Source organism: Flavobacterium supellecticarium (assembly GCF_004801375.1).
GTDB lineage: Bacteria > Bacteroidota > Bacteroidia > Flavobacteriales > Flavobacteriaceae > Flavobacterium > Flavobacterium supellecticarium.
Genome location: NZ_SSNZ01000001.1, coordinates 668668 through 682798, shown reverse-complemented (window position 1 = coordinate 682798; position 14131 = coordinate 668668). Strand labels below are relative to the sequence as shown.

Genomic DNA, 14131 nt, shown 5'->3' with positions numbered 1-14131 from the left:
TTTAACACTTAACAAGACAGTATAAATGAAAGATTAATCACTTTCCGGCAGCTCCTGTGAGTTGTCAGATAGTTCTTTATATAGTTGCACAACCTAATTTAAAACTATTGCTTATGAATTGGAATTTTACCTTGAAAAAATGTTTTAAAAGGCTCCATCTGCTCTTTTTGGCATTTTTCTTTTTCGTTCACGTTGATTCCCATGCACAGGTAAGTTATGTGTATGCCAATCAACTGCTTGGTAACAACAGCCATGTTGCTGCACCGGGCAATGCGGTATCGGTTAGTACAACCGATTACGCTACACTGGAATCCTACGGTGGTATAGCCATTAATTTGGGCTCGTACACCGGTAGGATAGAGCTGGGATTCCCGACTACTGTCCCGGCAGGAACCACATCTTATGTAAGAATTCAAACCGATGCCACACTTTTAAATACACTTCTTGGAGGTGGATTAGGAGGTGCGTTGGCAAATCTTACAGGAACACTTGCACTTGGCAATCATTATTTTGAAGTCCGGGCAAAAGAAACGGGTAATGCAACGCCTGTTTTTACAGCTTCGTCGATTAATGGTTTTGCAAACGAAAACGCCCGGCTTGTATACGATGTTAACGGTAATTATTACATCGCGATTACGCCGAGTGTAGCGTATAATAGCATCGAAATAGAAGATCTTACGAATACCTTATTATTAGGGACACTAAATACCTTACGGGTTTACAGTGCCTTTCATTTTTCGGGAAGTGATGTTTGTAATCCGCCTTTTGCGACTTCCTATGATGGTACCGGTGGTACGGTAGATATATTAGGAGTGGGTGGTGCCGGAGTTACCAATCCGAATTTCGCGATCGATAATAGTAATACTACTTTTTCTCAGGTAAGTCAGGGCGTATTGACCGTGGCGGGAACCATTAGTCAGACGATATATTTTTCGACACCATCTGCGGCTACCGATCAGTTTCACCTGGTTCTACAACTCGATGATCCGTCGTTGCTCAATCTCGGGGTATCCGACGGTATTAAGATCGAAGCCTTACGGGGAACATCGGTCGTTTATTCGACCGGTTTGGGCTCTTTACTCAACCTCGATTTATTGGGATTGCTCAGTTCCGGAGCCAAAACGGATGTTGCGTTTAGTCCGGGGCAATCGTTCGACCGGGTTAAAGTAACGATTTCTTCTTTGGTACAATTAAACGCGACCAAAACAGTAAAAATATTCGATGTCTATCGTTCGCCAGCCAAGCCAACAGTAACCGCCGGAAATCAGGCGATTACGGCCTGTAGCGGTCAAACGGTAAATCTAACCGCTTCGACGGCTTCGACAAACGAGCTGGTATGGTTTAATAGTTTAATGGGGACAACTCCGTTAGCCGTAACGGCCTATAATGTTCCGTATGTTCTGAACAATGTAACGGCTAGTGCGACCTATTATGTAGCCACCCGTCAAATTGGATGTACCGGACTTTCGGAAAGGGTTCCGATACAACTCACGGTACATACCTTGCCAACCGCTGCGAATGTCACCATTAATGCCACTGTAAACGCATCCTGTACCGGAGTAGCGGTTTTAGCACCGACGACGGGTTTAACGGGAGGTGTTTTTAAATATTATACCGATCAGTTAAAAACACAGGAAATTACCACCGGATTCTCCGGACACGCGGGGATTACCTATATTAAAGATGCGACAACCGGCGCGCTGACCATCAGTGGTCTTAATGCGTCGAATACACCGAGAAATTATTATATCTCGATAGAAGTCGCCGGACTGTGTGAAAACGCAGTCAATACACTGGCGGCTGTAGCGGTAGGTCTTGGATCGGAAACACCACTAACGGTATTGGCTTCCATTTCCGGTTGTGGTTTTGTCAACTTGCGAGATGCGATCACCAATTTTGATACGTCAGGAGCGACAACCTATACCTTCTATGATAGTAGTAACAACCCAATCACCGCTGCGGTTGCGGGCGATATTACATCGAGTGGGACCTATTATATCGAGGCTTTTAATCCGGCCAATGCTTGTGCTTCTGCCCGTAAACCGGTAGTGGTAACGGTTAATCCGCTTCCAACCTTACAGGTAAACCCGGCGACCTATACGGTTAACCTGGGCGATTCGGTAACCTTACAAGCGACGTCCAATGCCACGGTAACCTGGTACAACCAAAGTGGAACGGCTTTACCGTCAAACGTAGCCGGACCGTTTACAACAGCGGGTTATTATACCTTTACAGCGGTTGCCAATAACGGACTGTGTTCGGTAAACCTTTCTGTAACGGTAAACGTAATTGACCCGGCTAACTGTCCGGTGTTTTTAGATCGTGTATATGCCGATACACAAACTTCCGGATCGATCCTTACCGGAGGAGTTATGAATGGCGCATTAGCGATTGATCATAATCCTCAGACTTTCTCGACCATTACAACTGGTTTGGGATTATTGGGAATCGGTACAACCTGGCAAAATATACAGTGGAATACGACCATTCCGGCCGGAACACCGGTTACTGTTAAAGTAGGAAGCGAATTTAGCGGATTGGCTTTACTGGGAGCGGTATCGGTTATTGGAACCAAAAGAGATGGTTTGGGGAACCCGATTGACATCGGAACCTTACAACAATTATCCGGAACGGTACTCAATCTGTTACCGGGTGAAAATAACTTCGAATACACCTTTGTACCGTCCAATACTACAGGACCGAAAGCCTATGATGGTATTCGAATCCAAATCGGATCGGTATTAAGTGTGGCACAAAGTGCCCGTATTTATGAGGCCTATTATCATAAAGTAGCCAATCCGGTAGTTTGTATACCGGGTGATGTGGAAGACGTATTTTACGGTAATATCGACTTAGGAATCGGAGCCTTAACCAGTACGGTTGGCGTAACCAATCCGTGGAACGCGGTGGATAATAACGATGCTACTTTTGCCACCATGACTACTGGTGTAGGCGTATTGGCAGCATCGGAACTAACGGTAAAATTCCGATCACCGTCTCAGTCAAGTGATGTTGTCAAAGTGCGCTTATCCAGACCGGGAACCATACTTAATCTTGGACTTATAGCTGGTTTTAGCATCCAGCGTTATATGGGGAACAATCCGGTAGGACCACTATTAGATGGTAACGGAACCTTGTTAACCTTGCAATTATTAAATGGCGGAACGGAAGCCGTTTTGGTCACCAATGCACAATCGCCAACCTTTGACCGTGTTCGTATTCGATTCGGAGGCGTGGCCAGTGTTTTAAATGCATTACAAATTCACTCCGTTACCCGTGAAGCAGCGATTGACGTTGTGGATAGTGGTGGTGATCGTATTATCGAAGTATGTTATGGCGATGAGGTGAAAATTGCCCCTATCGACTGTACGACTTTTAACTGGTATGATGCGCCAACCGGAGGTAATCTGGTAACTAGCGGAACGTCCTATACCATTCCATATAGTCTTACGGTTGGTAGTCATAATTTCTACCTGCAACCGGTACGAAGCGGATGTGAAGTGATGGAAAGAACACAAATCACAATAACAGTTCGTGCAACTTCTCCACAAGCATCTTTAACCGGAATACAGATCAATTCCGGAACGAATACAATTTTATGTAGTCCTACGGGCGCTGTAACCTTAACCGCACAACTAAACAGTACGCCAGCGGTAACCAATCCGATCTATTACTGGTATAGTTTTGATGGAACGAATCAGACTTTAATTGCCGGACAATCGACAGCAACATTATTCTTAACTGGATTGATACCGGGAACTTATACCTATTATGTAGGCGTTAGTTCCGATCAATTCTGTGCTACTTTACCGGCCGAAAGAAGATCGGTTACCTTTACCATTTTACCGGCATCGACTGCTGCTGATATTACGGTAAGTGATGTACAACACTGTCTGGTTAATCCGGCTCCGATAACGATTCAACCTACAAGTACGTTGACGAATCCGGTATTTACCTGGTATTTTACAAATGATAGCACCCAACCGATTACCAATGGAACGGTGAGTGGTGTTACCTATAGTATAGCGGCTAACGGAACGTTAACCGTTACCGGATTAACAACGGCAAACAGTCCGTATACATATTATGTAGCGGTAACAAGTAATACAACCTGTCAGAATTTGCCGGGAACATTACAGGATGTTGTAATTCAGATCAATGATACCGCTACACCAACGACCAATAATATGACTCAGAATTTCTGTAAGTCGACTAATCCGACTATAGCCTCAATTCAGGTCAACGAAGCTGGAGTAATCTGGTATAACGCGCCAACCGGAGGAACGGTAGTAGCATCCACTACGCCATTAACAACGGGAACCTATTATGGTGTATTGGTAAATGCTACCACGAATTGCGAAAGTTCAATCCGATTGGCTGTTGCGGTTCAGGTAAATGATGCGCCAACGCCAACAACCAATAATGCGACGCAGAACTTCTGTCAGTCGACAAATCCAACTGTAGCCTCGATTCAGGTGAATCAAACCGGAGTAATCTGGTACAATGCGCCAACCGGAGGAACGGTAGTAGCGTCAACGACACCACTAACAACGGGAACCTATTATGGTGTATTGGTTGATCCGACTTCGGGTTGTGAAAGCTCCATCCGATTGGCCGTTGCCGTTCAGGTAAATGATGCGCCAACGCCAACCACTAATAATGCGACACAAAACTTCTGTCAGACTGCGAATCCAACCGTAGCGTCGATTCAGGTGAATCAAACCGGAGTGATCTGGTATAACGCGGTAACCGGTGGAACGGTGGTAGCACCGACTACGCCATTAACAACGGGAACCTATTACGGAGTATTGGTTGATCCGACTTCTGGCTGTGAAAGCTCCATCCGATTGGCCGTTGCGGTTCAGGTAAATGATGCGCCAACGCCAACTACGAATAATGCGACACAAAACTTCTGTCAGTCGACTAATCCGACTATAGCCTCAATTCAGGTGAATCAAACCGGAGTAATCTGGTACAATGCGCCAACCGGTGGAACGGTGGTAGCACCGACTACGCCATTAACAACGGGAACCTATTATGGTGTATTGGTTGATCCGACTTCTGGATGTGAAAGCTCTATCCGATTGGCCGTTGCGGTTCAGGTAAATGATGCGCCAACGCCAACCACGAATAATGCGACACAAAACTTCTGTCAGACTGCGAATCCAACCGTAGCGTCGATTCAGGTGAATCAAACCGGAGTGATCTGGTACAATGCGCCAACCGGTGGAACGGTGGTAGCACCGACTACGCCATTAACAACGGGAACCTATTACGGAGTATTGGTTGATCCGACTTCAGGTTGTGAAAGCTCTATCCGATTGGCCGTTGCGGTTCAGGTAAATGATGCGCCGACGCCAACCACGAATAATGCGACACAAAACTTCTGTCAGACTGCGAATCCAACCGTAGCGTCGATTCAGGTGAATCAAACCGGAGTGATCTGGTACAATGCGCCAACCGGCGGAACCGTAGTGGCATCAAACACGCCATTAACGGCAGGAACGTATTATGGTGTATTGGTTGATCCGACTTCAGGTTGTGAAAGCTCCATCCGATTGGCCGTTGCGGTTCAGGTAAATGATGCGCCAACGCCAACTACGAATAATGCGACACAAAACTTCTGTCAGTCGACTAATCCAACCGTAGCGTCGATTCAGGTAAACGAAACCGGAGTAATCTGGTACAATGCGCCAACCGGAGGAACAGTAGTAGCGTCTACAACACCTTTGGTAACCGGAACGTATTATGGTGTATTGGTTGATCCGACTTCAGGTTGTGAAAGCTCCATCCGATTGGCCGTTGCGGTTCAGGTAAATGATGCGCCAACGCCAACTACGAATAATGTGACACAAAACTTCTGTCAGTCGACCAATCCAACCGTAGCCTCAATTCAGGTGAATCCAACCGGAGTAATCTGGTACAATGCACCAACCGGCGGAACAATAGTAGCGTCTACAACACCTTTGGTAACCGGAACGTATTACGGAGTATTGGTTGATCCGACTTCAGGTTGTGAAAGCTCCATCCGATTGGCCGTTGCGGTTCAGGTAAATGATGCGCCAACGCCAACTACGAATAATGCGACACAAAACTTCTGTCAGTCAACAAATCCAACGATAGCCTCGATTCAGGTAAATGAAACCGGAGTGATCTGGTATGATGCACCAACAGGAGGTAACATAATCGCAGCGACTACACCATTGTTAACCGGAATGTATTATGGCGTATTAACGGATCCGACATCGGGTTGCCAAAGCGCTATACGTTTATTGGTGACTGTTGAGGTAAACGATGCATTAACACCGACTACCAATGATACGACTCAGGGCTTCTGTCAGACTGCCAATCCAACAGTAGCCTCGATTCAGGTAAACGAAACCGGAGTAATCTGGTACGATGCGCCAACCGGTGGTACTATAGTTGCTTCTACAACACCATTAGTAAGTGGCACAACCTATTACGGATCGTTAGTTGATCCGATATCCGGATGTCAAAGTTCGATCCGTTTAGCTGTTTCAGTACAGGTTAACGATGGACCAACACCAACTACAAACAACGCCAGTCAGGCTTTCTGTAAATCGACCAATCCAACAGTAGCTTCGATTCAGGTAAATGAAACCGGAGTAATCTGGTATAATGCACCAACCGGCGGAACGGCCGTAGCTTCATCTACGCCATTAACAACAGGAACCTATTATGCGGCTTTGGTTGATCCGAGTTCGGGCTGTGAGAGTTCGGTACGTTTAGCGGTAGCGGTTCAGGTAAACGATGCGCCAACGCCAACTACAAACGATGCAACTCAGGATTTTTGTCAGACTGCCAATCCAACGGTAGCGTCGATTCAGGTAAACGAAACCGGAGTAATCTGGTACAATGCGCCAACCGGCGGAACCGTAGTGGCATCAAACACGCCATTAACGGCAGGAACCTATTATGGCGTACTGGTTGATCCGGTTACCGGTTGTGAAAGTTCCATCCGATTGGCTGTTGCGGTGCAGTTCTTTAACGGAACACAGGCAACCATCACAGGCGGTTCACCAAACGCTTGTATTCAGGATCAGGTGACGTATACAACCAATACCGGAATGTCGAACTATGTTTGGGTAGTAAGCAGCGGCGGACAGATTGTAAACGGTGGAACAACAACCGACAATACAATTACCGTACTATGGAATCAGATTGGAGCCAATACTGTTAGCGTATCCTACAACGATGCCAACGGATGTAGCACCAGTAACTCGGCTGCAATGAATCTGAATGTAACCAATTGTTCGGATATTACCATCACCAAATCGGTAGACAATCCGACACCGTTTATTGATGACAATGTAGTCTTTACGATTACCGTTACCAATACCGGTCAGGCGCAGTTCCAGAATATTATTGTAAACGAAGCAATCCCGAATGGCTATGCATTTGTGAGTATGGTAGTTTCCCACGGAACCTATAACAACAATACCGGAATCTGGACGATTCCGACGCTAAATGCCAATCAGGTGGCGACGTTACAACTTACTGTTAAAGTTTTATTCTCAGGCGACTATTTGAATACGGCTACCATAACGAGTTCCGACCCGGTAGATGTAGATGTGAACAACAATACTGCCAGTGCTTCAGTAGAACCGAAATGTCTGGTGGTATACAATGAATTTACCCCTAACAACGACGGAGCCAACGATGTATTCACGATTAAATGTGCCGAACATTTCCCGAATAACTCCTTAGAAATATTCAACCGTTACGGTAATCTGGTTTATAAAACAAGATATTACCAAAACGACTGGAAAGGAATTTCGAATGTCAACGGAACGTTCGACGGATCCGTTTTACCTACAGGGACATATTACTATGTTTTTGATACGGGAGACAATACAGGTACTGTTAAAACCGGATGGGTTTATATCATGAGATAATCATGATATAACCTTTCCAAAGTTTTTTATCAATTAAACACGACGCAATATGAGAATCAATATAAAACTAATAGCCATAAGTTTTTTAGGAGCGGCATTTTTGCTGCCTCAAAAGACAAAAGCACAACAAAATCCGGAGTATACGCAGTACATGTACAATACCATCACAATTAATCCCGGATATACAGGTTCGCCCGGAGTATTGGAAGCCAATTTGCTACTCCGTTCGCAATGGGTGGGTATCGATGGTGCTCCAAGGACGGGAACGTTGGGTGTACATTCGCCTATATCCGATAAAATCGGTTTGGGACTTAATGTAATCGCTGATAAAATCGGACCCTCTACGGAGACTTCCGCTTCCGGAAACTTTTCATACACCTTGAATCTGGGCTATAAAGCCAAATTGGCATTCGGTTTAAAAGCCGGTGCCAGGGTTTTAAATGTCGACTGGTCCAAAGGGCGGTATTTAGATAGTAATGATGTGCTGTTAAACAATAATATTTCCAATAAGATCATGCCATTAATCGGTGCCGGTTTGTACTTGTATGGCGAAAAATGGTATGTGGGTGCCTCTGTTCCGAATTTCATCAAACAGGATTATTATGATGATATTCAGGAATCGGTAATGGCCGACAAACTGCACTATTATCTTATCGGAGGATATGTGTTTGATATAACAGACGGACTTAAATTCAAACCATCCGCAATGTTAAAAGCGGTTTCGGGAGCACCGTTGGCTGCCGATTTATCGGCAAATTTCCTGATTCAGGAAAAAGTAACGTTGGGCGCTTCCTATCGTTGGGACGACTCGGTGAGTGCGATGGCCGGATTGCAATTCCTGGATCATTTCTTTATCGGATATGCATTCGATTATTCCACAACCAAATTAAACAAATACAACGATGGAACACATGAAATCATCCTGCGTTTCCAACTGCCACCGAAATCATCAGCAATTAAATCACCACGATTTTTCTAATACCGAAGTATATGAAGAAAATACTATTTTTCAGCCTGTTATTTTGTATCCATTTTTCCTATGCCCAGCAAAAGCTTAAGGACGCCGATAAACTGTTTCACGGAATGTGTTATTTAGAAGCGGCCAAAGCATACGAAGAATATTTGGAAAAAGAACCTAATCCGTCGATACAAACCTTAATGAATGTAGGGGATACCTACTATTATCTGAACGATATGCGTAAAGCTCTGACCTGGTATAAGAAATTATATACGGTACAGGGACAAAACCTGAACGATATTTATATGTTGCGCTATACGCAGGCACTACGTGGCGTACGCGATTATGAAGATGCGAATAAAACGACCAAAGATTACCTGAAAGGAAAAGGAAATCAGGAGATGATTGCTAGTTTTAACGCCCAACAAAAATACAATGACAGTTTAGCACAGAAACCGTCGCTATATAAAATTGTACCGTTGGAAATTAATACGTCTTATTCCGATTTCGGATCGACTTTCTATGGAAACCAGTTGGTGTATTCGTCCAGTAAAAAAGGAGGAAAGCTGATCAAACGACTATACTCCTGGAACGAACAACCTTTCCTGTCGTTTTATGTAGCCGATAGAAATGCGTCGACAGGTGCTTTGTTTAACGAAAAGCCTTTTTACGAAGAAATCAATTCCAATTATCACGATGCGACCTTAACGTTTTCACCGGATTTAAAAACGATCTATTTTACAACCAATGCGACCAAAAAGAATAAAAACAAACTGAAGATTGATAAGGAAGGGGTAAACAACTTCCAGATTTTCCGCGGAACGATTGAAAACGGAAAAGTGATCAATATCGAAAAAATGTTTTTTAACAGTTATGAATACAGCGTTGGACATCCGTCGTTAAGTCCGGATGGGAAATGGTTATTTTTTGTGTCGGATATGCCGGGCGGATATGGGGAAACCGATATTTATGTAGCCGAAGTTTTTGCCGACGGAAGTATTAATACACCGCAAAATCTGGGACCAAAAATCAATACGATCGGACGGGAAATGTTTCCGTATTACAATAATGGAATCCTGTATTTTTCATCCGACGGACATTACGGTTTTGGTGGATTGGATGTGTACGAAAGCAAACATTCCGGTAAGTTAAATTTTGACGAGCCTAAAAACCTGGGTGAACCGATTAACAGTAATAAGGATGATTTTTCGTATATCATTGATCCGGAAACCAAATATGGTTATTTTTCGTCCAATCGTGACGGAGGTAAAGGCGATGACGATATTTATTTCTTTACGAAGTCGAAAGCCGAATGCAACCAGTTTGTATCCGGAACGGTTGTAAGTGCCAAAACAAAACTACCTATTGCCGGTGCGGCGATAAAAGTGTACGATTCCTTTGGCGATTTAAAATCCGAAACCACTACGGGTGAAGATGGTAAATACCAGATCACGATTCCGTGTAGCGCAACCTATAAATTCGATGCTTCGAAAGAAGGATTTGCGAATCAGAACAAGCCGGTTGTGGCCAATAGTAAAAACGAAGCCAAACTTTCTGTAGACTTCGAACTGGCAAAACTGGAAGATTTTACTGTAAAAGATGGTAAAAATGAGAAAATTGATGTGAATCCGATTTATTTTGATTACAACAAATGGGATATTACACCACAAGCGGTAACCGAATTGGACCGTGTGGTTTATGTAATGCGTACCTTCCCGAAAGTAAAAATCAAAATCGAATCGCATACCGATTCCAGAGGAAGTGATTCGTATAATCTGAAATTATCAGATAATCGTGCCAAAGCGACACAACGCTATATTATCGAATCCGGAATTGAGCCGGAACGAGTTTTAAGCGCGATCGGATATGGCGAAACCCAACCAAAAAACAAATGCCGCAACGGAGTAAAATGTACCGAAGTGGAATATGCGGTGAACCGTCGTTCTGATTTTATTATCGTAGAAAAATAAATTGGACTTAGTAAAACCAAAAAAGAAGGAGCAGTTCATTCATTCAGACAGCTCCTTTTTTGGTTTTATTTATTGTAAAGTGAGGAGCCTTTTTCGTAGTAAGGTACTTTATTGAATAATTATCTTTTGTTCCATATATTTACCTGTTACACGCAACGATTATTTCGTATTATTTTGAGAGAATCAACGACATCATTAGTATTGACTAATTCTGTACTATTTTCTAAACTACCTATTGAAAAATAAAAAGGCTCTGGTGACTCGCTCGAAACATAAAAACGAAATTCTTTCTGATATTCAAACTCATTTGGTTTTTCAAATAGGCTAACCTCACGATTACTACTTTTTTATTATAGTATTCAATAAAGCCATGTTGATATTCTATTTCTAATTCATTTAGTTTGTTTTCAATCAAATTCAGAAATTTGGCATTATCTTTAATTATCAGACAGAGTGATCCAAATTGTTTGATTTTTTTATATGTATTCCTAAATGATTGCCTTTATATCCAGTTTTGGTATCTCAAATTTTCCAGCTGGGTAGTTATGATCTCACGGACTCCTTCATAAGAAGCTCCTCTAAGTTCATCATCTTCAATTTTTCGGAAATATTGGATTGAATTCATATAACGGATAAAGAAACGGAAGAGTTTTTGAATAGTGAATATATTTACAAATTGTGCAATATATTTATGGCATGGATTGTAAGTCCGGACTTTTTTAGAAGAGAAGAAGTTCAAACTACATGGTAGTTGGTATAATACATTAAAAACAGAAACAATGATTATTGGAAAAATAGCGATCGATTTAGCGCAATTACACTATAGCTTGCTACCAGAAGTAACAGAGGCCGTTCAACACTATTTAAGCAATAAGAATGAAATAACGACCATTAGAAAATTAATTGAGGTAATTACCAACGAAGAATTTATACTGTATATAAATGAAGCGTTTATGTATTTTGAGATATATGAAAATTGTGAATTTAATCCAGTAACAGCAGCACAATTACAGGAATTTATAAAGTATAAAGTAATTGATCCAAATGTGCCGAACGCACGTTATTTCTGTAATTTTTATTATGAGAATGGTAAATGTATCGATCCTAAAAAGGGAATAGATGCTGTTAGATCATATGAACCTTGTTTAATCGAGTTTTCTCATACTAGCATGATGACCTATTATGTCTTTGATTGGTATCTTGATGAGTATCGTTTTGAAATCGAAGATTAGAGGGTTATAACACCTCACAGGTTTCCAAAACCTGTCAGGTGTTTATAATTCGATTATGGTTTATTTACTTTCAATTAGCTTTTCCAGCCGCGCCATGATTTCATCCTTTTCCTTGAGCATACGCTCGTATAGCGCAATCTTCTCTTCGTGAAGCTCAACTAATTTATCGATAGGATGGAAGGTACAATTCTGGTTGCCTTGATAGCCAATTGAACCATTATCAAATGTATTAGCAATTATATTTACAGCTTGTTCTTCGTCAAGATTTTCGATAGCTTCTACCGGTATTTTAAATATTTCGGCTACCTGTGTTAGTAAGTTCGTTTCGATAGTTTCCCGTTGTTCCATTAAAGAAACTCTTTTTTGGCTCCAATCTTCGCCTAAGGCTATAGCCAGTGCTTCTTGTTTGATGCCCAGCATTTCGCGAAAACGTTTGATGTTTCTTCCCTGGTGTACTTTTTTGTCTGGCGTATCGAAATGTGACATATTACTGATTTTTAAAAATTGTCGGTATAAATATAAGTAAAAATATGGTTCTATAACAGAACCTGAAAAAGGAATAGGATAATTATTGGAGTACTGAAATAGTCAACTTTACAGGACGAACTTTATGTTTATAAAACGCCCGATTATGAAAAATTCAACACCAAGCCGCAACCGCAACAAACAAAAAAAATTCCCGGTACGCCTGGTTTCGGTATACGGAAAAGCCTTTCCACGTGCCTATGGACGGTATGTATATTATCCCGAAATCCGATTGGCCGGAAAATGGCTTCAAGAGGCCGGGTTTAAAACGACAATGAAAGTAAAAATAAGCTGCGAATATCGGAAACTGATTATAACGGTAGACACTACCAAAAATACCTATTTGCAACGATAGAGCACACCAGCACACTCGCAACACACCCGCAGCAACACCTGACAGGTTTAGGTGTGCTGAATCGTGAAAAAGAGTAATAGAAATAAAAAAATGCCTTAATATACTTTTTATATCAGGCATTTTTTATTGTTTTTTATTTTGTGGTTTATATCAAAACCCGTGTATTTACAAGGTTTCCAAAGAGGTTGGAATTGTATTTGATAAAACTACAAAAAATTGAAAGGAATTCACAACGAGTTGTTAAAGGTAATTCGCCTAAAATTTGTTGGAATTGTATTTGATAAAACTACAAAAAATTGAAAGGAATTCACAACCCGCAACAGTTCCTTTCATGCCGAAAGCCTGTTGGAATTGTATTTGATAAAACTACAAAAAATTGAAAGGAATTCACAACCAAGATCAGGTTGATTTTTAATTGCTGAATGTTGGAATTGTATTTGATAAAACTACAAAAAATTGAAAGGAATTCACAACCATTAGAGCTGGCAAACGTTCAACTTTTCAGTTGGAATTGTATTTGATAAAACTACAAAAAATTGAAAGGAATTCACAACGCAATGCGGGATTTTGTAAAACGGCTGCTAGTTGGAATTGTATTTGATAAAACTACAAAAAATTGAAAGGAATTCACAACACCTTTGTCCCGCTCTTGCAGCTAATTCTAGTTGGAATTGTATTTGATAAAACTACAAAAAATTGAAAGGAATTCACAACTCTTGATCTTGGTTCCAATCAAATTCGATTGTTGGAATTGTATTTGATAAAACTACAAAAATTTGAAAGGAATTCACAACCCATTTGCCCTATGCGGCACAACGGGCGTCGTTGGAATTGTATTTGATAAAACTACAAAAATTTGAAAGGAATTCACAACTGCAGCACGAAGCCTTTCAAGTCTTTGTTTGTTGGAATTGTATTTGATAAAACTACAAAAATTTGAAAGGAATTCACAACAACTACTTGTAAGAGGAGATTTTGACGTATGTTGGAATTGTATTTGATAAAGTTATAAAAAAATGAAAGGAAGTGTCAAATGGTTTAAGATTGTATTTCTATAAATAAAAAAAGCCCCGAAGATAGTCGAGGCGCTAAATGTTTTCACAACGGAATAATCCTTATTGTGAATTCCTTTCAAGTACAAATTAAATACTTTTTATAAAATAAACATTACGTAT

At 41.6% G+C, this 14131-nt stretch carries 6 protein-coding genes and 1 CRISPR repeat array; of the genes, 5 read left to right on the top strand and 1 reads right to left on the bottom strand.

Translation table 11 applies throughout. The features are described from left to right. The first annotated feature begins 113 nt into the window (after positions 1-113). The 4 genes from E6C50_RS03195 (at position 114) to E6C50_RS03180 (ending at position 12076) form a co-directional block, all read left to right on the top strand. Positions 114-7916, top strand: coding sequence for an Ig-like domain-containing protein (locus E6C50_RS03195; protein WP_136401745.1), 7803 nt, complete (start codon positions 114-116; stop codon positions 7914-7916). Between the two features lie 49 nt (positions 7917-7965). Further along, entirely contained in the window at positions 7966-8895 is a 930-nt protein-coding gene (locus E6C50_RS03190; RefSeq protein WP_136401744.1) for a PorP/SprF family type IX secretion system membrane protein, read from the top strand. 11 nt (positions 8896-8906) lie between these two features. Further along, complete coding sequence (locus E6C50_RS03185) at positions 8907-10844, top strand: OmpA family protein (RefSeq protein WP_136401743.1); 1938 nt, start codon at positions 8907-8909, stop codon at positions 10842-10844. A gap of 779 nt (positions 10845-11623) precedes the next feature. After that, the gene (locus tag E6C50_RS03180; RefSeq protein WP_136401742.1) at positions 11624-12076 is read left to right on the top strand and encodes a hypothetical protein; all 453 of its coding nucleotides are present in this window, start codon (positions 11624-11626) and stop codon (positions 12074-12076) included. A 60-nt stretch (positions 12077-12136) separates the two neighbouring features. Here E6C50_RS03180 and E6C50_RS03175 read toward each other — a convergent pair whose 3' ends face one another. Next, positions 12137-12562 (bottom strand): helix-turn-helix transcriptional regulator, encoded by a 426-nt coding sequence (locus E6C50_RS03175; protein ID WP_136401741.1) that lies wholly within the window; start codon positions 12560-12562, stop codon positions 12137-12139. 145 nt (positions 12563-12707) lie between these two features. Between E6C50_RS03175 and E6C50_RS03170 the strand changes: the two genes are divergently transcribed. Next, entirely contained in the window at positions 12708-12956 is a 249-nt protein-coding gene (locus E6C50_RS03170; protein WP_168732731.1) for a SymE family type I addiction module toxin, read from the top strand. 184 nt (positions 12957-13140) lie between these two features. Continuing rightward, a CRISPR array of direct repeats spans positions 13141-13990; the repeat unit is 50 nt; unit sequence GTTGGAATTGTATTTGATAAAACTACAAAAAATTGAAAGGAATTCACAAC. Positions 13991-14131: the final 141 nt, after the last annotated feature.

What these genes read in the sequence shown, in the direction of transcription:
- E6C50_RS03195 (WP_136401745.1), top strand. Translation starts at nt 114, where the DNA reads ATGAATTGGAATTTTACCTTGAAAAAATGTTTTAAAAGGCTCCATCTG.
- E6C50_RS03190 (WP_136401744.1), top strand. Translation starts at nt 7,966, where the DNA reads ATGAGAATCAATATAAAACTAATAGCCATAAGTTTTTTAGGAGCGGCA.
- E6C50_RS03185 (WP_136401743.1), top strand. Translation starts at nt 8,907, where the DNA reads ATGAAGAAAATACTATTTTTCAGCCTGTTATTTTGTATCCATTTTTCC.
- E6C50_RS03180 (WP_136401742.1), top strand. Translation starts at nt 11,624, where the DNA reads ATGATTATTGGAAAAATAGCGATCGATTTAGCGCAATTACACTATAGC.
- E6C50_RS03175 (WP_136401741.1), bottom strand. Translation starts at nt 12,562, where the DNA reads ATGTCACATTTCGATACGCCAGACAAAAAAGTACACCAGGGAAGAAAC.
- E6C50_RS03170 (WP_168732731.1), top strand. Translation starts at nt 12,708, where the DNA reads ATGAAAAATTCAACACCAAGCCGCAACCGCAACAAACAAAAAAAATTC.